At 62.0% G+C, this 21966-nt stretch carries 21 protein-coding genes and 1 tRNA gene; 8 read left to right on the forward strand and 14 right to left on the reverse strand.

The genetic code is table 11. The features are described 5' to 3' along the window. Nucleotides 1-11: 11 nt before the first annotated feature. From AC0L2M_RS26965 to AC0L2M_RS26975, 3 genes are read right to left on the reverse strand one after another with little or no spacing between them, the layout of a single operon-like run. Nucleotides 12-1508, reverse strand: coding sequence for an ATP-binding protein (locus AC0L2M_RS26965; protein ID WP_473536375.1), 1497 nt, complete (start codon nt 1506-1508; stop codon nt 12-14). Nucleotides 1509-1567: 59 nt separating this feature from the next. Next, nucleotides 1568-2263 (reverse strand): response regulator transcription factor, encoded by a 696-nt coding sequence (locus AC0L2M_RS26970; RefSeq protein ID WP_128245785.1) that lies wholly within the window; start codon nt 2261-2263, stop codon nt 1568-1570. A 3-nt stretch (nt 2264-2266) separates the two neighbouring features. Further along, complete coding sequence (locus AC0L2M_RS26975) at nt 2267-3823, reverse strand: DUF4153 domain-containing protein (protein ID WP_473536345.1); 1557 nt, start codon at nt 3821-3823, stop codon at nt 2267-2269. 562 nt (nt 3824-4385) lie between these two features. Here AC0L2M_RS26975 and AC0L2M_RS26980 point away from each other — a divergent pair. Together AC0L2M_RS26980 and AC0L2M_RS26985 are read left to right on the forward strand one after the other, a co-directional pair. Further along, nucleotides 4386-5270 carry an HpcH/HpaI aldolase/citrate lyase family protein gene (locus AC0L2M_RS26980; protein WP_473536346.1) on the forward strand — a complete coding sequence of 295 codons (885 nt, stop codon included), beginning with the start codon at nt 4386-4388 and terminating at the stop codon, nt 5268-5270. Between the two features lie 25 nt (nt 5271-5295). Then, a complete protein-coding gene (locus tag AC0L2M_RS26985) occupies nt 5296-5502 on the forward strand; it encodes a DUF1737 domain-containing protein (protein ID WP_023804277.1) in 207 nt (68 codons plus the stop codon). 227 nt (nt 5503-5729) lie between these two features. Here the strand turns inward: AC0L2M_RS26985 and AC0L2M_RS26990 are convergent, their stop codons facing one another. Then, on the reverse strand, nt 5730-6152 hold the full coding sequence (locus tag AC0L2M_RS26990) for a metallopeptidase family protein (protein ID WP_023802719.1): 423 nt from the start codon (nt 6150-6152) through the stop codon (nt 5730-5732). Nucleotides 6153-6337: 185 nt separating this feature from the next. On the opposite strand from AC0L2M_RS26990, the gene AC0L2M_RS26995 reads away from it, so the two are divergent. Genes AC0L2M_RS26995 through AC0L2M_RS27005 form a run of 3 tightly spaced genes read left to right on the forward strand, consistent with a single transcriptional unit; the run spans nt 6338 to nt 12079 of the window. After that, on the forward strand, nt 6338-7393 hold the full coding sequence (locus AC0L2M_RS26995; protein WP_473536347.1) for an ImuA family protein: 1056 nt from the start codon (nt 6338-6340) through the stop codon (nt 7391-7393). Continuing rightward, nucleotides 7335-8804 (forward strand): DUF6504 family protein, encoded by a 1470-nt coding sequence (locus tag AC0L2M_RS27000; RefSeq protein ID WP_473536348.1) that lies wholly within the window; start codon nt 7335-7337, stop codon nt 8802-8804. Before AC0L2M_RS26995 ends, AC0L2M_RS27000 begins: the two co-directional genes overlap by 59 nt. After that, nucleotides 8801-12079 (forward strand): error-prone DNA polymerase, encoded by a 3279-nt coding sequence (locus AC0L2M_RS27005; protein WP_473536349.1) that lies wholly within the window; start codon nt 8801-8803, stop codon nt 12077-12079. The genes AC0L2M_RS27000 and AC0L2M_RS27005 overlap by 4 nt, the downstream gene beginning before the upstream one ends. Nucleotides 12080-12116: 37 nt before the next feature. Here AC0L2M_RS27005 and AC0L2M_RS27010 read toward each other — a convergent pair whose 3' ends face one another. The 4 genes from AC0L2M_RS27010 to AC0L2M_RS27025 form a co-directional block, all read right to left on the reverse strand. After that, on the reverse strand, nt 12117-12356 hold the full coding sequence (locus tag AC0L2M_RS27010) for a Trm112 family protein (RefSeq protein ID WP_128170053.1): 240 nt from the start codon (nt 12354-12356) through the stop codon (nt 12117-12119). A 201-nt stretch (nt 12357-12557) separates the two neighbouring features. Continuing rightward, nucleotides 12558-13229 carry an LON peptidase substrate-binding domain-containing protein gene (locus tag AC0L2M_RS27015; RefSeq protein ID WP_128187761.1) on the reverse strand — a complete coding sequence of 224 codons (672 nt, stop codon included), beginning with the start codon at nt 13227-13229 and terminating at the stop codon, nt 12558-12560. A gap of 165 nt (nt 13230-13394) precedes the next feature. Then, nucleotides 13395-14393: a thioredoxin gene (gene trxA, locus AC0L2M_RS27020; protein WP_473536350.1), complete on the reverse strand. Its 999-nt coding sequence runs from the start codon at nt 14391-14393 to the stop codon at nt 13395-13397. 92 nt (nt 14394-14485) lie between these two features. Continuing rightward, nucleotides 14486-14983, reverse strand: coding sequence for a prolyl-tRNA synthetase associated domain-containing protein (locus AC0L2M_RS27025; protein WP_287250584.1), 498 nt, complete (start codon nt 14981-14983; stop codon nt 14486-14488). 248 nt (nt 14984-15231) lie between these two features. On the opposite strand from AC0L2M_RS27025, the gene AC0L2M_RS27030 reads away from it, so the two are divergent. Next, nucleotides 15232-15306 (forward strand) — tRNA-Gly (locus tag AC0L2M_RS27030). Nucleotides 15307-15400: 94 nt separating this feature from the next. Here AC0L2M_RS27030 and AC0L2M_RS27035 read toward each other — a convergent pair. The 4 genes from AC0L2M_RS27035 to AC0L2M_RS27050 all read right to left on the reverse strand — a co-directional run bounded on the left by AC0L2M_RS27035 (nt 15401) and on the right by AC0L2M_RS27050 (nt 17980). After that, nucleotides 15401-16120, reverse strand: coding sequence for a hypothetical protein (locus tag AC0L2M_RS27035; protein WP_473536351.1), 720 nt, complete (start codon nt 16118-16120; stop codon nt 15401-15403). Between the two features lie 251 nt (nt 16121-16371). After that, the gene (locus AC0L2M_RS27040) at nt 16372-17136 is read right to left on the reverse strand and encodes an ATP-dependent nuclease (RefSeq protein WP_473536352.1); all 765 of its coding nucleotides are present in this window, start codon (nt 17134-17136) and stop codon (nt 16372-16374) included. 11 nt (nt 17137-17147) lie between these two features. Then, nucleotides 17148-17603 (reverse strand): hypothetical protein, encoded by a 456-nt coding sequence (locus AC0L2M_RS27045; RefSeq protein WP_473536353.1) that lies wholly within the window; start codon nt 17601-17603, stop codon nt 17148-17150. Between the two features lie 44 nt (nt 17604-17647). Beyond that, nucleotides 17648-17980, reverse strand: coding sequence for an AAA family ATPase (locus tag AC0L2M_RS27050; protein WP_473536354.1), 333 nt, complete (start codon nt 17978-17980; stop codon nt 17648-17650). Nucleotides 17981-18124: 144 nt separating this feature from the next. Here AC0L2M_RS27050 and AC0L2M_RS27055 point away from each other — a divergent pair, with 144 nt between their 5' ends. Together AC0L2M_RS27055 and AC0L2M_RS27060 are read left to right on the forward strand one after the other, a co-directional pair. Next, entirely contained in the window at nt 18125-18520 is a 396-nt protein-coding gene (locus tag AC0L2M_RS27055; protein ID WP_473536376.1) for a phospholipase D family protein, read from the forward strand. Further along, on the forward strand, nt 18514-19494 hold the full coding sequence (locus tag AC0L2M_RS27060; protein WP_473536355.1) for a phospholipase D family protein: 981 nt from the start codon (nt 18514-18516) through the stop codon (nt 19492-19494). The genes AC0L2M_RS27055 and AC0L2M_RS27060 overlap by 7 nt, the downstream gene beginning before the upstream one ends. A 180-nt stretch (nt 19495-19674) precedes the next feature. Here AC0L2M_RS27060 and AC0L2M_RS27065 read toward each other — a convergent pair whose 3' ends face one another. Both AC0L2M_RS27065 and AC0L2M_RS27070 read right to left on the reverse strand, forming a co-directional pair. Further along, nucleotides 19675-20328, reverse strand: coding sequence for a DUF2726 domain-containing protein (locus AC0L2M_RS27065; RefSeq protein ID WP_473530548.1), 654 nt, complete (start codon nt 20326-20328; stop codon nt 19675-19677). A 334-nt stretch (nt 20329-20662) separates the two neighbouring features. Then, the gene (locus AC0L2M_RS27070; protein WP_287123496.1) at nt 20663-21946 is read right to left on the reverse strand and encodes a cystathionine gamma-synthase family protein; all 1284 of its coding nucleotides are present in this window, start codon (nt 21944-21946) and stop codon (nt 20663-20665) included. Nucleotides 21947-21966: the final 20 nt, after the last annotated feature.

A 21966-nucleotide genomic window follows, 5' to 3' on the forward strand; every position in this document is an offset into this window, starting at 1 on the left:
CATGCTGCAATTCATACAGCCGGCAAGATGATCTCGAAGCGCGTGCCGCGCTCGGAGTCAACCAGGCGGATCGTGCCATCATGCGCTTTCAGCAGGGCCAGAACGATGCCGAGGCCCATGCCGGTGCCGCCGCAATCGCGGCGTGTGGTGAAGAATGGCTCGAAAATACGCGCGCGGTTGCTCGGCGAAATGCCGGCGCCGTCGTCGCTCACCTGGATCGTCGCCTTGCCGCCTGCGCTCGCCGCCGTGATCGAAACCATCGTCGCGCCATGCCTTGCCGAATTGTCGATGAGATTGGCGAGCACGATCGCTGCGTTCTCGGCCGAGATGCGCAGGCCGGTCTCGCCGCCCGCCTCGACCCGAAGCGCCAGCCTGTCCTCGGTCGGCAACAGCGCCAGGGCCGCAGTGAGCGACGTGCTTTCGCCGCTGGGCGCAAGATTTTCGGCGCGCGCCAGGTCGAGCAGACGACGCACCAGCAGATTGAGCCGCCCGGCGTCGGTGACGATATTGTCTGAAAACCGCCGCCGCTCGGCCTCGTCCATTGCGCTACCTGAATCGCGCAGCAGTTCGGCCGCCCCCTGGATCGCCGTCAGCGGCGATTTGAGCTCGTGCGAGACATGGGTGGCGAAGGTCTGGATACTGTCGGAGCGCGCATGCAGCTTTTCGGCCATCTCGAGGAAAGCGTCGGACAGCGCTGCCATCTCGCGCGTGCCATGATGGTCGAGTGGCCTGATCGCTGCTCGATCACCGGCGGCGATGCGCTTTGTCCGCTCCATCAGCGCGTAGATCGGCCGGCTGACGGTGCGAAGGAAGATCAGGCCGATGAGCAGCGTGCCGCCGAGGATGGCGATCGCCGCCAGCACCACCTTGCCGCGCTCGCCATAAAGATGCTTGACGATGTTGTTCGGCGTCCGCGACAGATAGACGACGCCGGCGACCTTGCCGGCGACGGCGACCGGCATTGCGACGAAGACGCGGACTCTCGTGCCGCGGCTGACCGAATAGAGCGAAGGTGGCGGCTCGTCTGATATCCTCTGCCTGAGCGCGCTGGCATAGCGGCCGGCAAGTGCTGCGCGAACCTCGCCGACGGCGCCGAGCGACAGGCCGATCTCCTCGCGTCCGGCGATGACGACGCCTTTGGGATCGAGCAGCCGAAAGCCGGCAAGCGTGGTTTTCTGCGTCTCGGCAAGAATACCCGACAGCCGCGCGCCGATCGCCGTGAAGGCGGGATCGACGGTGGCGACCGTCGCCGCGGGCCGTGTCGCCAGAACCCTGTCGGAGGCGAGATCGAGACGCGGCTCGATCGGCCGGTAGGGAGAGTCCGGATTGTCGCTGTCGGCAGGCACGGCCGCGCCGAGCTTTTCAGCCGCGATGCCGGCGTCGCGGACCTCTTGCGCATGGATGGCGGCAAGGGCGGCACCTTGCGCAATCAGCTCGGCCTCGGTCTGGCGGATCAGCTGGTTCTCGTAGAGCCTGAAGAAGAACAGGCCGACCAGCGGCAGCGCCATCACCATGATCAGGATGGCGACAACGATGGTGGCGAGGCGCGGCCGCCATTTATGCGCGGTCACGCGCCGCACCGGCCGAGCCGGAAGCCGACGCCATGCACGGTCTCGATCGCATCCGTGCAGCCGGCCGCCGCCAGCTTGGCGCGGATGTTGCGGATATGGCTGTCGACGGTGCGGTCGGCGACATGGATGTTGCCGGCATAGGCATTGGCCATCACCATGTCGCGCCCAAGCACATGCGCCGGGCGCGCCAGAAACCCTTTCAGGATGGCGAATTCGATCGAGGTCAACACCAGCGGCCTGCCGTCGAAGCTGGCGGCGTGGCTGGCCGGCAGCAAAGCCAGACGGCCGTGCAAAAATTGCCTGTCGTCGGCCGGTTCGGCTTTTGCCGGGCGGGCACGCCGCAGGATGACGTTGACGCGGGCGACCAGCTCGCGCGGGCTGAACGGCTTGGTGACATAGTCGTCGCCACCCATTTCGAGCCCGAGGATGCGATCGATTTCTTCATCACGCGCCGACAGGAACAGCACCGGTACATCGGATGTGTGCCGCAGCCGCCGGCAGACCTCCAGCCCGTCCATCTCCGGCATGCCGATGTCGAGCACGACAAGGTCGGGCGCGCGGCGCTCGATCGCCTGCAAGGCGGCGGCGCCGTCGGCTACCGCAACCGTTTTCATGCCGGCCTTTTCAAGCGCGAAACAGATGATCTCGCGGATGTGCGGATCATCGTCGGCGATCAGGATGTGATGCGGCATCGATCAGCGGCCCGGCACGAAGGGTTCGGAGCCCTGAGGAACCACGAACGGGATAGACGTGTCGAGAGTGCGAAGGAGCCGCCAGTCGCGAAAGCTCAAGGCGCGCCAGTTTTCCTGGGCCGCGCGGTAGCGGGCCTCGTCCTGTCCCAGCAAACGGGCGAGTTCGCGGTAGGGGGAAAAGCTGGCCGCATTCGTCCTGGCCTGCTGCTCGAGGAAGCGATCGAGTGCCGGCCGGGCGCTGGGACCGAGCGAACGCAGGTACCAGAAATCGAGCTCGGTTCCATGGCCGGTCATTTCGAATGAGTGCTCGACATTGTAGTTGGCGATCAGGGCGGCAAAATTGATGAACGAGCAGGCATAAAGCGTCGCCGATAGCGTCAGAAGATTGGCGGAAAGCAGCCATTCATTGGATTTTCCGAGCGCGATGCGGGCGATGATCAGGGTAAGGCCCGCCGCCACCAGCCCCATCCAGACGAAGGCGGCGACGCGCCAGTAGGTCAGCGCATAAATGCCGACATAGAGTTCAAGCCGCAGGATCGACGAGATGACCAGCACGATGTTCTGCGCCACCCAGACATAGACCAGCCGGCGGATGAACGGATCGCTGGAAGTGGCACTTCCCGGCCTGAGCGCCGCCAGCACGAAACCGGCGGCGAGCAGCGCCGTGACGATCAGCGGATAGGCGCCGCGATGCGCATAGGCGGCGTAGGTCAGCCCGTCGGGCAGGGCGATGCCGCCCCACAGATAGGTGGCGTCGAGCGCCGTCTGCATCGCGAACAGGATGTTGAAGACCACCAGCGCGCGAAGGATGGCGGCCTTGCCGAAGATGATGTCCTCGATCGCCCTGGCGGGTTTTGTCGTTGTCGTCACCCCGCTGACAGGGACAGGTGTCCCCCGATGCGCAATGCGGCGCAAGAAGCGCGGCAGGCGCGGCCGCAAAAAAGCCCAGACGCCGGCAAGCACGAGCAGCCAGAAGGCCAGCCGCGGCAGCTGGATGAGGTCGAGCAGTGCGTGGAGATCGATCAGCGACAGCCAGTTCTCGATAACCGGATTGGCGGCGCCGAACAGCGCCAGAAAAACTGCGCCCAGGGTCAGCGGCATGATCCAGACGGCGATCGCCGCAAAGCCGATGCGCCGCCGGCCAAGCCGCTGCGCCGCCTTGCGCCAGCGGACGAAATCGTGGACGAACCGAAACGGCGCTGCGAGCAGGAACAGCGCGACCTGGCCGGCAATGCGGGCAAATCCGCGCCGCAGCCGCCCGACCAGCGAAAGCGTAAAGACGGCCAGCGCCGCAAGCCCGATCGCGACGGACAGCGCGCTGACATTTTCAAGGAACGGCAGTAGCCCGACAAGCAGGCCAACGGGTTTGAACCAGCCCCGGCCGGCGCCGAGCGCCGACGGCTGGAGCGCCGCGGCCGCGGCGGCCAGCGTCATGCCGAACAGGAAGAGCGTGATGCCGACCGGCTGCCCATAGAAGAAGAAATCGGCCAGCGCGGCAAGCAGGACGGCAACGCCGAAGCGCGCGCAAGTGCCCGGCGCGGCGGTAAGCAGCGATGTCATGATCGGGTTTTCTCAGCGGCTTTGATCCGGCCGGGGGGCGGAGATTTGCGGATGAAGGGAAAGAGAGTCGCCGAACGCGGCGGATCGATGAGCCAGCAACCGTCATCGCGGAGGGGCAGGAACCAACGGGGCTTTTCGCGCTCTTGCATGCGCCCTTTTCGCCGGCCGAAATGCAGGCAGCGAGGCGGGTCCGAGGAGATTTTCCGCAATGTTGTGCAGTTTTTGTGCAGGGTCAGGAATCACTTCAGCTTTGAATCCGCCCCGTCACCCCTTTCCGGGCTCTTGCGCTGCCCCTCACCTGCCTGCCGGCATCCTCTCCCCGTATAGTAACGGGGAGAGGGTGCTCTCATCGCCGGTTTCGCCAATCACCAGCGTTGCAAGAATGGCGTCGAGGCTGCGCCACCCACTTCTCCCCGTCCCTATACGGGGAGAAGTGCCCGGCAGGGCGATGAGGGGCGGCGCCAACTTCGATGATTGGCTTGCATCCAATGCAAGCTATGACTGCCCGAAGCGATTGCCCTGTGTGCTTGCTTCGATCGCCTCCAGGCGGCATAGATCAGGCATGACTGAAACCTGCCGCCCGCGCCGCTCGGTGCTTTACGTCCCGGCCTCGAACGACAAGGCGCTGGCCAAGATCTCGTCGCTGGCCTGCGATGCCGTCATCATCGATCTCGAAGATGCCGTCGCCCCGGCCGACAAGGTTTTTGCGCGCGAAAAACTGGCTGATATTTTCGCTCACCGCGCAAACCTGCGCTGCGAAATGATCGTGCGCATCAACCCGCTCTCCAGCGAATGGGGCGCCAAGGACTTGCTGGCGGCGGCAAGCTGCGAGCCCGACGCCATCCTGCTGCCCAAGGTCGACACGCCGCGCGACGTCCTGGAAGCCGGCGACGTCCTCGACGACAATTTTTCACCCGACGCGGTGAAGCTGTGGGCGATGATCGAGACGCCCAAGGCGCTGCTCAACATCGGCCCGATTGCCGAGCTTGGCCGCGATCCGGCCTCGCGGCTGGTCTGTTTCGTTGCCGGAACGAACGACCTGGTCAAGGACACCGGCATTCTCGCTACGCCCGACCGGCGCTATCTCACGCCATGGCTGATGCAGATGGTGCTCGCAGCACGCGCCGGTGGCCTCGACCTGCTTGACGGTGTCTTCAACGATTTTCGTGATCTGGACGCTTTTGCGCGCGAATGCACGGAAGCAGCCGCCATGGGGTTCGACGGCAAATCGCTGATTCACCCGGCCCAGATCGATGCCGCAAACCGCGCCTTTGCACCATCTGCCGAAGGCGTGGCCGAGGCGCGTGCGGTCAAGGAGGCCTTCGCGCTTGCCGAAAATGCCGGCAGGCAAGTCATTGCGCTGAACGGAAAAATGCTCGAGCGGCTGCATCTGGCGCAGGCCGAGAAACTGCTGGCGAAGGCGGCCGCCAGCGCCAGCGGGACATGATCGCAACCCACCACAGGAATGAAAAATGAAACTCTACCGCTTTCTGTCCGGCCCGGACGATTCCAGCTTCTGCCACAAGGTGACGGCGGCGCTGAACAAGGGCTGGCACCTGTTCGGCTCGCCAACCTATTCCTACGACAAGCAGACCAAGGTCATGCGCTGCGGCCAGGCCGTGGTGAAGGATGTCGAGGGCCAGGAATACGGCCCTGGCACCAAGCTCAGCGATTGGTGACATCGCATCGAGCATAAACATCTTCCAGATGTCGGCGGGCCAGCACCCCCCTCTGTCCTGCCGGACATCTCCCCCTCAAGGGGGGAGATCGGATGTCGCATCGGCTTTCGCCAATCTTCAGAGTTGCAGCGTGTGCGGTGCGGGCCAAAGCTGCCAGTCTCCCCCCTTGAGGGGGAGATGTCCGGCAGGACAGAGGGGGGCCGCGAAGGAATGAGACGTCGATCCCTTTACTCGGCTGCCTCTTCGATCCGCTCCATATCATCGTCCGACAGGCCGAAATGGTGGCCGATCTCGTGGATCAGCACATGGGTGACGATGTCGCCCAGCGTCTCCTCGTTCTCGGCCCAGTAGTCGAGGATGGCGCGGCGGTAGAGCGTGACGCGGTTCGGCCCCTCGCCGGTCTGCGGATTCCAGCGCTCGGCGATGCCGCGCCCCTCGAACAGGCCGAGCAGGTCGAAAGGCGTTTCCAGCGACAAATCGTCCATGATCTCGTCGGTCGGGAATTCGGCGATCTGGATGACGATCTCGCCGGTCAGCTTGCGAAACTCCTCCGGCAGATGGGCGTAAGCTTCTAGCGCCAGGAACTCCATTTCCTCCATCGACGGCGAAAGCTCGTCGTGCCAGGTACGGGTTTTGTAGATGCGGGCCATGCTTTGTCCTTCTGATCCCGGCATATAGGCTTTCGCGCCGGACTCGGCAATTGGCCGGGTTGCCGTCCACGCGCGGCAGGAATAAATTCCTCATGACTGCGCCCATGACTCCGCTTGACTCTTCGGCCGCCCTCTGGAATCTATTAGAACATAACAGGAACAATTGTGAGTGGAAGCTGACCGTCATGGCGACAAGCGCCGTGGCGCGGGAGACTGTTTTTGCCCTGCGCCGCCAGATCGCGAAGATCGAGGGAACGCTGCCCGAGCGCCTGCAGGCGCCGGCCGCAGCCCCCGTTGATGCGCCCCGGAATCCAACAGCTGATGTCACGTCCAAAAAAATCACGCCCAAGAATCTGACAATCGTCCGCCGCGGCCTCGCCGTGGCGCCGCCCGATGCGTTTCTGCGCACCGGCGCCGAAGATCTCGATACTGCGCTCGGCGGCGGCCTGCCGAAGGCGGCGCTGAGCGAGATCCATGGCGCCGCGACCCGCGATGCCGGGGCCGTCGCCGGCTTCGCCCTGTCGCTCGTCAGCCTGATCCTCAAACAGGGGCCGCGACTGCCGGTCCTGTGGATCGGCACCGCGGAAATCTTCCGCGAGGCCGGCTTCCCCTATGCCACAGGACTTCATCGCCTTTTCGGCATCGAGCCGGAGCAATTGCTGTTTTCCGAGGCGCCAAGGCTCCTCGATGCGCTGTGGACCGCCGAGGAGGCCGCCCGGATGACGGCGCTCGCCGCCGTCATCCTCGAAATCCGCGGCAGTCCGCAGCGGCTGGACCTCACCGCGACGCGGCGGCTGCACGCCCGGGCACAGAGCGCCGGCCGGCCGGTGTTTTTGCTGCGCCAGGCCGGCGAACCCGAGCCGACGGCGGCACCCGTCCGCCTCGTCCTGTCGGCGGCGCCGTCGGCACCACGCCAGACGATCGCCGGGCCGCTCGCCGGCTCGATCGGCCGTCCCGCCTTCACCGTCAGCATCGGCAAGAGCCGCACCGCCTTGCCAGGACAATTCACACTGGAGTGGAACCCCGATGAACGCAGTTTCGAGGAAAGAAGGGCCGGGGAAAGACGGCAAGAACGGGCAGCGAATCCTGTCCCTGTGGTTTCCGCATCTCGCCGCGGAAAGGATCCTGCGCCAGCGTCTGGGGCGGTCCTGGCGTTCGCGGCCGTCGGATCACCTGCCGCTGGTGATCAGCCATCGCCAGGCGAACGCGCAGCGCATCGCCGCCCTCGACGAGCGGGCTGAGGCGCTTCATCTGAAGCGCGGCATGGGCATAGCCGACGCGCGCGCCATGCATCCGTCGATCGACGTCGTGGAAGCCGATCCCGAGGCCGACCGCCGCCTGCTCGAAAGCCTCGCCGACTGGTGCGACCGCTACACCCCGCTGGTGGCGATCGACGCAGCCGATGGCCTGTTCCTCGACGTCACCGGCTGCACCCATCTTTTCGGCGGCGAACGGGCGATGCTGGACGACATCCTGTCGCGCTTTTTCCATCAGGGTTTCGATGTCCGCGCCGGCCTTGCCGCCACACCAGGTGCAGCCTGGGCGGCAGCGCGGTTTTCTGGTGATCGCATCGTCCCCGGTGGCGAGGAGGAAGCGCTTCTCGCGCCCTTGCCGCTGGCGGCGCTGCGCATCGAGCCTGACATCCGCGCCAGCCTGGAAAGCGTCGGCCTGCGCACGGCGGGCGCCGTCATGGCAGCACCGCGCGCGCCGCTGGCCCGCCGCTTCGGCAGATCGCTGCTTTTGCGTCTCGACCAGGCGCTCGGCCGCCTCGACGAGGCGGTGTCGCCGCGCCTGCCGGTGGCGCCGCTTTCGGTCGAACGCCATCTCGCCGAACCGATCATGCTGACCGACGAAATAGAGCGGCTGGTGAAAATGCTGGCGACGACATTGAAGGCGGACCTCGAGCGCCGCGGCGAGGGCGCAAGAAGGCTGGCGCTGCTGCTTTTCCGCGTGGACGGCGCCGTCAGCCGCATCGCCGTCGGCACCTCGCGGCCGTTGCGCGAGCCGTTGCTGATCCAGAAATTGTTCCACGAGAGGCTTGCCGCGCTCGAACAGGACATCGATGCCGGCTATGGCTTCGATCTCGTGCGCCTCTCGGTGCTGTCGGCCGCGGCCTTCGACATGCAGCAGGCGGATCTGACCGGCGAGACGCGCGACGACGGCGCCGACATCGCGCTTTTCGCCGACCGCATCCGCGCCCGGCTCGGCGACAGCGCGGTTTTGAAACCGGTCGCCGTCGAGAGTCATCTGCCCGAGCGCGCCGTCGCCATGCTTCCCTATGCGGAGGCGCCGCAAAGGGTCTCTGCGCCGAAGCAGCCGGGCAAGATGAAAGACACTAGGCCTGTCTTTCCGCCGGAACGGCCGATCCGGCTGTTCCGTTCGCCCGAACCGATCGAGGTGCCGGCCACCGAAATGCCTGAGGGACCGCCGATGAATTTCCGCTGGCGGCGGGCTCTCTACCGGGTGGCGCGCGCCGAAGGGCCGGAACGCATCGCCGCGGAATGGTGGCGGGAGGCAGCGGGGCAGGAAGCGACCCGGGATTATTTCCGCATCGAGGATAGCGACGGCCGCCGTTACTGGCTTTATCGCCAGGGTCTCTACGGCGCCTCGCAGGCGGCGCCGCGCTGGTTCATGCATGGGGTCTTCGCATGAATGCGCTGGCGGTCGTTCCCTATGCCGAATTCGGCATCCAGTCGAATTTCTCGTTCCTGCGCGGCGCCTCGAAACCGGAGGAGCTGGTGGTCGCGGCAAAGTTTTTGGGCTTTTCGTCGATCGGGCTTGCCGACCGCAACACGGTGGCCGGCGTCGTGCGCGCCTGGCAGCAGGCCAAGGTGGAAGGTCTTTCCTGTCATCCCGGCTGCCGCCTGGTGTTTTGCGATGGCACGCCCGACGTTCTCGCCTATCCGCAGGACCGCAAGGGCTGGGGCCATCTGTGCCGCATGCTGACGCAGGCCAATATGCGCGACGACAGCGAAAAGGGCGCACCGCTGCTCTATCGCGACGACCTTTTCGAATGGGGCGATCGCATGTCGCTGGCGATCCTGCCCGATCTGTCGACGCCGGCCGAGGATCACCTCAGGCTGATCAGCCGCCTGAAAGATCGCTTCGGCAAGACCCTGCGGCTTGCCGTTTCGCCGGATTATCACGGCAACGACCGCTACCGTATCGAGCAGGCGGCTGCCATGGCCGAGGCATCAGGCATTCCGCTGATGGCGACCAACGACGTTCTTTACCATACGTCCGAACGGCGCCGGTTGCAGGACGTGCTGACGGCGATCCGCCTCAACGTGCCTGTTGCCGAAGCCGGGCTGGAACTGGCGGCCAATGCCGAGCGCCATTTGAAGCCGCCAATGGAGATGGCGCGGCTGTTCCGGCGGCATCCGCAGGCACTGGCGCAAACGCAGCACTTTGCCGGCGAATTGAGCTTCTCTCTCAGTGACCTCCAATACAACTATCCCGACGAACCGACGGAATCGGGCCTCGGGCCCCAGGCCGAACTGGAAAGGCTGGCTCTGGAGGGAGCCGCGATACGCTACCCCTCGGGCGTTCCCGCCGATGTGACCAGGCGCATCCGCGAGGAGCTCGCTTTGATCGAGCGCCTGAATTACGCGCGCTATTTCCTGACTGTATACGACATCGTCAAATTCGCCCGCAGCCAGGGCATACTCTGCCAGGGACGTGGCTCCGCGGCCAACTCGGTGGTCTGCTATTGCATCGGCATCACCGAGGTGGGGCCCGAGCGGATCGATTCGCTTTTCGAGCGTTTCATTTCCGAGGAAAGAAACGAGCCGCCCGACATCGATGTCGACTTCGAGCATGAAAGGCGCGAGGAGGTCATCCAGTATATCTACTCGAAATACAGCGCCAAGCGCACCGCGCTGGCCGCGGCCGTCGTCAGCTATCGGGGCCGGTCGGCGATGCGCGAAGTGGCCAAGGCGATGGGCCTGTCGGACGATGTCAGGAGCGCGCTGTCCAGCTCGATCTGGGGCTGGTCGACCTCGGAGCTCGGCGAAAAGGAGACCAGGGCCGGCGGCCTCGATCAGACCGATCCGTCGACAAGGCAGGTGATCGAATGCGCCAACGAGATCATGGGCTTTCCCCGTCATCTGTCGCAGCATGTCGGCGGCTTCGTCATTACCAGGGATCGGCTCGACGAGATCGTGCCCATCATCAAGACGGCGATGGACGAGCGCAAGATGGTCGAGTGGGACAAGGATGATCTCGACGCGGTGAAAATCCTCAAAGTCGACGTGCTGGCGCTCGGCATGCTGACCTGCCTGCAGCGCGCCTTCACCCTGCTTGAAGATCATTATCCCGATGCACGGGATGATTTTGGCCGGCCCTATGTGCTGGCCACCCTCCCTGCCGAGGACAAACATGTCTACGACATGATCTGCCGCGCCGACACGATCGGCGTCTTCCAGATCGAATCGCGCGCCCAGATGTCGATGCTGCCGCGGCTCAAGCCGAAAACATTCTATGACCTCGTCATCGAGGTGGCGATCGTCCGGCCCGGCCCGATCCAGGGCGACATGGTCCACCCCTATCTGCGCCGTCGGCAAGGCAAGGAAAAGCCCGAATATCCCAAGCCGGAACTGGAAGAGATACTCGGCAGGACGCTGGGCGTGCCGCTGTTCCAGGAACAGGCGATGAAGATCGCCATTGTCGCCGGCGGCTTCAGGCCAGGCGAGGCCGATGAACTGCGCCGCGCCATGGCCACCTTCAAGCGCACCGGCACGATCGGCAATTATCGCAGGCGGATGGTCGACGGCATGATTTTGCGGGGTTACGAGAAGGACTTCGCCGAGCGCTGCTTCAAGCAGATCGAGGGTTTTGGCGAATATGGCTTTCCCGAAAGCCATGCCGCCTCCTTCGCCCTGCTGGTTTATGCCTCCTGCTGGTTCAAGACCTTCTATCCCGACGTGTTCTGCGCCGCGATCCTGAATTCCCAGCCGATGGGGTTTTATCAGCCGGCTCAGCTTGTCCGCGACGCGCGCGACCATGGCGTTGAAATCCGCGAGGTCGACGTCAATTTTTCCGGTTGGGACTGCGCGCTGGAGGAAGTGCCTTTCGATCCAACCCGCATCCTCGACCGCCATGCCCAGATGCGCGGCATCATCCGGACCAATCATGCCGTCCGGCTGGGCTTTCGCCAGGTCAAGGGCCTGTCGAAGGAGCGCATGGAGGTGTTTGTCGCCAGACGCGGCGACGGCTACACATCCGTTCGCGATGTCTGGCTGCGCTCGGGCCTCCACGTCGACGAGATCGAGAAGCTGGCGCAAGCCGACGCTTTCCGTTCGCTCGGCCTCGACCGCCGCGACGCCCTGTGGGCAGTCCGCGCGCTCGACGGCAGGAGTGCCACGGAGACCCTGCCGCTGTTCGACCGGCCGGCGATCCGCTTGCGCGATCTCGAACCCGAGACCAGGCTGCCGACAATGCCGCTCGGCGAGCACGTCGTCCACGACTACCGTTCGCTCGGCCTGTCGCTGAAGGCGCATCCGTTGGCCTTTCTGCGCCAGCGGCTGGACCGTTCCGGCGTCACCCCCAATGCGCGCCTCGGCCAGGTTCGGGACGGCAAGCGCGTTTCGGTCGCCGGCCTTGTCCTGGTGCGGCAGCGGCCGGGCAACGCCAAAGCGATTTTCCTGACGCTGGAAGACGAGCAGGCGGTCGCCAACGTCATTTTTTGGGAAAGGACCTTCAACCGCTACCGGCCCATTGTCATGGGCGCGCGGCTGATCCGCGTCACCGGCAAACTGCAGTCGGAATCGGACGTCATCCATATCGTCGCCGACAAGGTCGAGGACCTGACACCCTGGCTGTCCGTGCTTTTGCAGGAGAAACCCGATGTCCCTGTCGTGCAAAACGACCGGCAGGACATCGCGGGGAAGGCAGAAAGGGTCATGCCCAAGGGGCGCAATTTTCAATAGGGGATGTGTCGGCGGGACAGCGAAGGATCACCACGCTTCAGGACGGCCCACCCAACCGCGGCGGCGGCAATCCGTCGTCGAAGGGGAGCGAGCGTGCCTCCGAAGGCAGCATGATCGGAATGCCGTCACGCACCGGATAGGCAAGCCGTGCGACCCTCGAGATGAGCTCGCTGCGCTCCGGATCCCAGCTAAGCGGACCCTTGGTCAGCGGGCAGGCCAGCAATTCCAGCAGCTTGGGGTCGACATTGGCCTTCTTTCCCTCACGCCCATCCACCATTTTTTGTCTACCTTCTCTGGGACAATCGCTGCCGGTCTCGCGCGGCTCTTCCTTCTCCCCTTGTGGGAGAAGGTGTCGCCGAAGGCGACGGATGAGGGGTGCTCCAGCTTGGCACCACCGGCACTCCGTCCAACACCCCTCATCCGGCTCGGCGCTGCGCGCCGATCCACCTTCTCCCACAAGGGGAGAAGGAGGCGCCTTCTACTGCAAACTCGACCCGAAATCCTCGTTTTCGCGTGCCAGCGCCATTTCGGTAATGGCGATCAGCGTTTCGGCGCGTGTCTTCAGGTCCGCCGCTTCGAGCAGCGCCTGTTTCTCGGCCGGCCCGTAGGGCGCCATCATCGACAGCGCATTGACCAGCATGGCGTTTTCGGCGCGGCTGACGCTTTCCCAGTCGGCTTCAAGATCATTGGCCTGCAAATAGGCGCGAAATGCCTTGAGCAGCGCCGGCCGGTCGATCTCGGCCTCGGCTTGATCTTCGTCGAGATCGGTGAGAAACGGTGCAAACCGGCACTGGCGGAAGGGCGTCTTGACCACAAGCTCCTGCACGATGCGGAACCGGCACACACCTTGCAGCGAAATCAGGTAGCGGCCGTCGCCGCTCTCGGAAAGCGCGATGATACGGCCGGCGCAGCCGACATTGCAAAGCGCCGGCTCGCCGTCGGGACGCCGCGCGCCGTCGAGGCTGGGCTGTATGACGCCGATCAGCCGCGATCCGGCGATCGCCTCATCGACCATCTCCAGATAGCGCGGCTCGAAAATGTTGAGCGGCATGCGGCCGCCCGGCAGCAGCAAGGCGCCTTCAAGCGGGAAGATCGGCACCGTCGGCGGCAAATCCGTATCGAGCCGGTAATGCGCGTTTCCCGCCTGCACTTCAAACCTCCGCTCGCTCCCTCAAGAAGCGCACCAAGCCCGCCCATCCTTTCGCAACCTGGCGCATAATCGCCAGCAAGCGAAGAACGGATCGGTCAGGCCTCCTAATCTGGCGCAGCCATTGTCGACCGCAAGGCCATCAGGCAAAAACAGCTTGGTGCGGGCTCAGGAAAACAGCAGCGACGACAATTTCCGCCGTGCCGCCAGCGTTGCCTCGTCGGTCATGCCCCAGGCCTCGAAGAACTGCAGCAACTGCGTCTTGGCGCCGTCGTCGTTCCACGAGCGATCGGCTTTGACGATCGCCAGCAGATTGTCGGCTGCGGCCATGCGCTCGCCGTTGGCGTTCTGGATCATGGCAAGCTCGAAACGTGCCTGATGATCCCCGGGGTTCTCAGCCAGGCGGCGCTCGAGCTCGGCCGGATTGCCAAGTGCTTGTGCCTGCACGGCGAGCGCCATCTTGGCGCGCACCGCGGCGAGCGGCGGCGCATCCTTTTTTGCTTCCGGCGCCCGCGCCAGCACGGCTTCGGCGCCCTCGGCATCGCCGGCCTCGAACAGCAGATCGCCCAGCCCGGCAATCGCTTCGATCGTCTCCGGCGCCTGTTCCAGGATCGCGTCGAAAATGTCCGCCGCGGTATGCACATCGCCGGCGACGCGCGCCTCCGCGGCCGCGGCAAGCGCCTCGGCCACCTGCGGCGCACCATTGCCCTTGCCGCCGACCTTCTGGATGAAGGCGGCGATCTGGCTCTCGGGAATGGCCCCCATAAAACCGTCGACCGGCTGGCCGTCCTTGAATGCGATGACTGCCGGTATCGACTGGATGCCGAGCTGTCCGGCGATCGAAGGATGGTCGTCGATGTTCATCTTGACCAGCTTGACCTTGCCGCCGGCGGCGGTGACCGCCTTTTCCAGCAGCGGCGTCAGTTGCTTGCAGGGCCCGCACCATGGCGCCCAGAAATCGACGAGCACCGGCTGACGGCGCGATTCCTGGATGACGTCGGCGGCAAATGTGGCGGTCGTCGTCTCCTTGATGACGTCGGCAGCGACAGGCGGGTCGCCAAGCGCCACTTTCGCGGGGGTGGCGTCAGTGCCGCCATACTGCACAGTGGTGGCATACTGTCCGGCATTGCTGCCAAACGGGCCGCCAAATTGATTGTTGTCGCTCATCTCGTGCCCTTTCGGTCGCCGCCCGGCCGCCAGCCCGGCGCAACATCCTTAATTCTCACTCAGAAGCCGGTTTATCGTCATCCATGTGGCGATCATGCCGTGACTTTCAAGATAACAGCATCATGCCCGGTTGCCTCGACGAATTTGACCAGGTCGGCGGCGGCGATCGATGTCGTTGCCTCGTTGGTCAGCGGATGGGCGTTGATGACGGCATGGCGCATCAACTCCTGGTCGAGAACGACCTTGACCCGCAACTGCGTATCATTGATCAAGCCGAACACGGTGACCGCACCCGGTACGACGCCGAGAAGCTCCATCAGCATCTCCGGCTTGCCGAAGGAAACGCGCCCGGCGGCGCCGATGATTTGGTGGATCTGCTTGAGATCGACCACCGCCTCCTCAGCGACGCTGACCAGGAAGAAATTGTCCTTCCTGTCCTTGAGGAACAGATTCTTGGTATGCCCGCCGGCGATTTCCCCGCGCAGCGCCTGCGAATCGGCGACCGTGAACAGCGGCGGATGGCGGAGCGTCGAGACCTCGATCCCGAGATCGGCGAGAAAGGCGAAAAGCTCGGCTTCGGTTTTCGGCATGTCGTTTCTTGTCGGACTTTCTTGTTGTTGCGGTTTGGCTTGTTGTCGTGGTTGGATCATGCCGTTTACGGCCAATGACGCGGCCGAGACAAGACCATTGCGCAGCAAGGCTGCCGATTGCATTCCCATCCGCGCCGGGAAGGCTCGTTTACGTCGCCGGGTGCGGCCAAAAAACCTGCGACTTCCCTGTTGCAATCGCCGCGCCCTTCAGCCATATAGGCTCGGCTTGCGGCCCAAACGCCGCGCGAGCGGGTGTAGCTCAGGGGTAGAGCACAACCTTGCCAAGGTTGGGGTCGAGCGTTCGAATCGCTTCACCCGCTCCAGTTTCCCCAAGGGGAATCAAGCCATCGAAAAGCCGCGGTTCGCCGCGGCTTTTTCGTTTTCGGGGTTGTCGAAATCGCAGTTGGCTTAGGCAGCTCAGAAGGCCATGGTTACCGCGCGGTTACGAGTTCGCGAAGTTAAGAAGTCGTATGGGATCGCGGCGTCACCAGGTCTCCCTGAAGTGCGCCTTTGCCACAGATTGCGCCTATCTCTCTCCAAATTTTTCCCTTTCATTTTCGGCGATTGCATAGGGATTGCTGAGATCGAAATCATCTTCTGGCGGTCCAATTCGCATTGTTTTGGCGTATGATCCAGCGTCGGCTTAACGCCATCGATCGCCTTTATTGCCGGCTCCAGGACGGTAAGCGGACTGTAGCTGAACTTGCGATCATCACTTTCTACCAGCTGGGGAAGCCAGCCGCGTGCGAGTTCAACATTGCCATGGAAGTCGGTAATTGCCAGAACCACCTCCGGGGCAAGCAGGCCCAATTTGTTTGCGAGCGCCTTGTAGAGCAACGGCTCTTGAAGTCGGGTCAACTCGAGGAAGTGTTTGTCGAACGTACCACCTCTCATTTCAGTCTTCGCCACGATGTTGGCCGTTCGTGCTAATTCCTTCCTAATGAGGACGATCTCGCCGTATAGGGCCGCAGCGACCGAGTCGGCTTCCTCACCACGAAGCAGGGCATCCCTTCTGCGGTTTAGCCGAAAATTGACGAGTGCGCCGACGACAAGCGCGCAGATACCGAACAAAAAGCCGGCAAACGAGCCTAGCAAGCTCGCTTGCGCACCCTGTAGTTCTGACAGCCATTGCCACATCCCTAACCCCTCTCAAGGCTACGCCAACTTTCGCAAACAATGGCTGCCTAGCACATTGGATTTCTTGACAGCCTCGACTTTGCGCACTCTTGTGTCCGAACCTTTTGCCGGCAGCCTGGACCTGAGCCTGCGCAGAAGGGCAACTATCCGCGGCTGCCTCAGCTACACCCTTATCTCAGGATCGACCCAGGTCGCGATCTCAGACAGTGTCGCTTTGAACTTTGGGAAGTCCGTCGTCCATCCAGGTAGGTTCAGCTTCTCGAAGATATTCGAGAGTTTGCTCCGCCTTTGAGTATCCCCAGGCTAGTTTCAAGATCGACTTTCCACATGACCTGCGCGTCAGAGGATGTGCGGTGCTTCTCAATATTCGCGCGCTGCCGCACCATCTGCGGCTTAACGGTTTGGTCGGGCAGCCGGTCCTCGTCAGTCAAGGCACACCAGCGAATCCCCAGCGCGGACGCGATGTAGGCGAACGAGGGAATGGCGGTGCAGCTGCCACAAAAGGTGATGCTTACCGCATGGCCATCAAGATCAAAGCCCAGCTTTTCCATTCCGTATTTCAAGCTGAAGGTATCGGATGGACCTTCGCAGAACACTGCTGCCGTTCCAAAAAGGAAGTCGTGGGAGCCATTGTCGTCAAGCTTGGACTGAAGTTTGGCCGGCGCTTCAATCTTGTCCGTGTAGACGGTCCTCATCGACACGCTACCTTTGGTGCGGACGAGGCGGGTTATAGCCATCTTGTCCTCGAATGACACAAGCTCGGAAGAGTGCGTAGTGTAGATAATGGTCCATCCCTTCGTCGCCAGGTCGCCGAGGGTTTTCCGTATTTTTCGACGAAGGTGCGGATGCAGGTGCGTCTCTGGCTCTTCGAGCAAAAGAACTACTCGCTCTCGGATCAGCTCGGGGTAAAGAGTTAAGGCTTCCAGGGCAGCGAGACGGATAACACTCTGCCAACCGTCGCCCATACTTCGCAATGGCGTTGGAGCGCTCTCCGGATCCGTTGCCATCGAGATCATTAGCTGCTGCGCTAGCCAATCCTTGATCGACTGAGTGCTGGTCTTAAGATCAATGCGGGCTGCCCCCCGACGTAGCCGCTGAAGACCCTCTCCAGATCCGGTTTCATGACATCCTTCCAGAAGGGAAATGCCTCAACAATTTTCTGGAAGAACCGATACCCATTCTCCAATGTAGCTGGCATCTCCCGCTTATCACCGTTCACGGTCTCCATCTCCCAACTGTCGCTCATGAACCGCTCTGCCAAATGCCTCGACAGCTTCGCGAGCGGGCCGGTCTTCCAGATGTAAAGGGAAGCCTCTATGTCCTCCGGCTTGAAGAACCAGGTTTCCGGCAGATGGTCGCGGACTTCGTCTATCTTCGCGTTCACTGTTTTCCAGCCGACATTTTGATCGACCAGGGCCTTCTTATCGGCCTCAGATTGCTTTGTTCGAAGATTGAGCGTGATGGACTTACCGTCCTTTCCCAACAGCGTTCGAGTATGGCTGAAAATGCCGTCCCTGCTGGTCTTACCTACGACTTGGACTCCGTGAACGAACGTTGCATCACCGATTGTCCGGACGGCAGGCAGCGCCAGTTCACCGCCAGCTTGAAAATGGACTTGAACCAAAAATTCTTTTGACCGGCTGCCCGTCGAATCGCAGAGTAGTCAGTTTCGGCGGGCGACCAATTGTAGAACTCGGCTTGGTGAAACGTCAAAGCAATGGCGTTAAGCACTGTAGTTTTACCGGCGTTGTTAGTTCCGATTAGGACAGTTGGAAACCCTGGTTGCAGTTCGAGCTCAAAATAATCGATTCCGCGAAAATTTTTGATTACGACTTTCGACAATCTGTAATCGGCAGGCATCGTATCGCACCCTCGAAGTTGAACATACCCGCCTCGGCGATCAGCCGCTGTCCGACTTATGTCGGTCGCATGGGCGGACCATTAACTTATACTTGTAAAGGTTAGCGTCCTACGAAAGCGATGGCGGGGGACGACAAATTGAAGATGGTTTTAAACGGGCTCAACGGGAGCTACCTGCGAAACATTCTTGAAAGCGCGGCGGCCGAACTGAAAAACGGCTCCAATCTGACCGAACGGGTGGACGCGGCCGTAGCGTATGTTTCAGACCAAGATCTTCTTTTTGAGTGGTGTTGGAAGCGAGATATTCCTCTTCGGTTTTGGGGGCGCTTTGATGAGGGCGTCCCGATCAGTCCACACATCCTTAAACGTTTCCTTGATCGCAAATCCCCAAACTACGTTTGCAGACTCGTCAGACAGTTTCATCCAAAGGTGATTTGGTGGAGAGGATTTGGAGTCTACATCGGTTCTGCTAATCTAAGCCAGTCTGCTTGGTGGAAGAATGTCGAAGTCGGTGTTTTCCTCACGGCGACGAGTTGGTAGGCGACAACAAGGCTCTGGAACTTGAATTGTTTTTCCAAGCTGTTCATGCCCACTCGTCTCCACTTACCGACGAGCTTTACGCTTTGATCGAGCAACGATCTGCCGCCTTGGACAAACAGGCCGCAATTGATCGCGAAGCTGCAAAGAAATTTTGGAACACCGACTACGTGCAGCCATGGGAGGGGCTTGGGAACGTTTCAGGCAAAGCCGCCCTCGACCTCAGGAGAGATGCGTTTCTGAATGAGTGGATGCAGACGCTTCAACTCCTCCGCGATCTGGCCGCAAAAGTTTCCGCCGATGAGAATAGACCAAGTTGGGTCGCCAAGGATGCACCTTGGGGCGCTCAGGCTGACCAGTTTCTCCATGCGCACTACTATCAAAATACGTTCGATGGTCGGCGAGCCGATTACGAGACGCATTTTAAAAGCCACCAAACAAACCCCGGCTTGGCTGAAGAGACAGCCTTGTCTCGGTGGCGATCTCTTAAGTCAGCTCCAAACGGTGAAGACCTCACTCTTAACAAGTGGGCACCATATCTTCGTCAGATGCTAAGCGCCGAGCGCATCATGGCGACTACGGAGGGCGAATTTGCTGAGATTCTGTCCCACATCCACGCTGCAATAGAATACGCGCGCCGAGTGTCAAACCGGGCGGTGGGTCTTCAGGAGGGCCCTCCTTACAACATGTCCGAAAAAGTGATCGCTTTGGCCAAACACATCTATAAGCAGCCAGAGAGAGGTGGGCCGTCACCGGTGGCGACCTTGAATTATGTACTTTACGGCGGCCCTGCGAAGGAACTGCCTAGCCGCATGTGGGATGCTTTGCACGACCCAAAGTTAAGAATTGAAAACTTCGGCATTAGCGCGATGGGCGAGCTAGTAGGCTGGGCCCTGCCGAACCAATTTCCACCGCGCAACGGCCGTACAAGTAAGGCTTTGCGTTCTTTGAGACACGACGTCACGGTGCACGTGTGATTGAACGGTTTGATGCGTACTAGGGTCCCGGAAGGCGTAACCATAGAGACGCTCGCTGCCTTCGCTAACGCACAGGGCGGTACGTCGCCGATCGGCATCGCTGGCAACGGATCGATCTCCCGCGATAATGATTTCAGGGCACATAGTGTTTAGCTCTACTCAGCCTGGCGTAGCAGATACTCAGCCGTCCTTTGGCTTGTCTACGAGTTTCTCGACCAGCCGCCTGAGCTCGGAAGGAGTGGTGTGCCCGGCAACAACCTCGTGATAACCGATCCCTGCCCTTCGTAGGGCCTCCTTCTTGACAGCATCGCGCGCTGCGGCGAGACCTTGGTGATGGGCGCCGCCTTGGTATTCGATCGCATGTCGGGGCTGGCAGTCCTCGTTCACCAGAAGCAGGTCGACCCGTTTCGAGTTGATGCAACGGTAGGCGTCCGCGTCCTTGCTGCGCAGAATTTCGCCTAACGATACTTGTGCCATCACCTGCCATCCGGGATTGCAGCCTATCACTATGGTGTCGAGCTCCCGGAATACGCGCGCTTCGCTCTTGTTGAGGAGCGGCTGTATCGTGAAGTGAGCCCCCATAACGATGCGTAATTGGTCAGCAGCGTCGGGTTGTTTTGGAGTGACTGGATCAGGCTTCGGCGCTAACGGCCTGTTATCTATTTTGCTCCAATCGCGCTTCCTGTCCCAGCGCCAACGGTTCTTTTCCCGCCACGCCTGCCGTCGTATCTTTGAACAGAACCGCTCGACGGCCATACCACCAAAGGCGCCGACCAAGAGAACGGCGATCAGCAGATGTGGCTCTTCGATCAAACCAATAATCTCGGGGGGCATGCCGGTAATCTTACTGGACGCGGGTTCTTGTAATAAGCCACGACTGACGAGAAAACACCAGGGAGCGGAGCGTTTGACTTTAAGGTTGGAGCTGCGCGCCAATCAGCTCCAGCATACTCCTGCAAGGGTTAGGGTGCCGGGCCGCGAAGCTTGTTGGTGCGGGCTTCTTGCCAGCGCTGGACCGGTCGCGGGGAGCGTCGGGGGAGCCGCCGCGCTTTTTTCAGCGGAGATGCCCCCTCCCGGTTAAAAAAAACCGGTGGGGTCAGGGTGACTCCTGGACGCGGCAATCGCGACGAGATGGACGCCAGTCCGCCCACCAGCGGTCAGGCATATTTCAGGCGAGGGCAAGCGCCTGGGCGATATCGGCAACAAGATCGTCGGGGTGCTCGACGCCGATCGACAGCCTTATTGTCGACTCAAGAACGCCGATCCGTTCCCGAACGTCCTTGGGCACGCCCGAATGGGTCATGGCGGCAGGATGGCTAGCCAGCGATTCCGTGCCGCCAAGGCTGACGGCAAGTTTCAATATCTGAAGGGCATTGAGAAACGCGAACGCCGCGACCTGACCACCGCGAATGTCGAACGAAAATGTCGATCCGGCGCCCGTGCATTGCGTCCTGAATACGCCTGCGGCCGGAGTGTCGTCGCCGAGGAACGGCAGATATGCCACCCTTGCGACCTTCGGGTGGTCGGCCAGGAATTCGGCGACGATGCGGGCATTGGCGTTGGCTTTCTCCATGCGAATGCTCAGCGTTTCCAGTGAGCGGCCGAGCATCCAGCACGAGTGCGGATCGAGCTGCGTGCCGATCGCCCCCCTTAGCGCCTTGATGGATTTGGTGACGGCCCTGCTGCCAAGTGCCGCGCCGGCGATCAGATCGGAATGGCCGCCGACATACTTGGTCAGGGAATAAACGGAAACGTCCACGCCGTGGTCAAGCGGACGCTGAAAAACCGGTCCGAGCAAAGTATTGTCGCACACGACGACCGGGCGCTGTCCCTGTTTGGCGGCGATCTCGTCGGCGATGCGGTCGACCGCCACGAAATCGACCAACGAGTTGGTGGGGTTGGAGGGCGTTTCGATGAAGATGAGCGATACGCGGCCTTTCCTGCAGCCTTCATCCGCCGCTGTGCGAATGGCTGACTCATCGACGCCATCGGCGAAACCCACAGCGCCGACGCCAAAATTGGCCAAGGTCTTGGCTAACAAAGTTTCGGTGCCGCCATAAAGCGGTTGCGAATGCACGATAACGTCACCCGGACGGGCGAAGGCAAGCAGAGTGGTGGCGATGGCCGACATGCCGGACGAGAACAGGATGCAGGCCTCGGCCCCTTCGTAGATTGCCAGGCGATCCTCGACGATTTCGCTGTTGGGATGATTGAAGCGGGAATAGACCAGCCCGGCTCCGGTTCCGCTCGGCGGTTCCTTGCGTCCGGATACGAAATCGAAGAAATCGCGGCCCTCTTCGGCAGATCGGAACACGAAGGTCGAGGTGAGGAACACCGGCGGCTTCACCGCACCTTCCGACAGCTGAGGGTCGAAGCCGTAGCTCAGCATCAACGTTTCCGGATGCAGCCGATGATTTCCAATATGCGTCTTGGACGGACGTGGGGCAGTCATGGCGATTCCTCCGGTCAGGT

The organism is Mesorhizobium sp. WSM4806 (assembly GCF_055811635.1).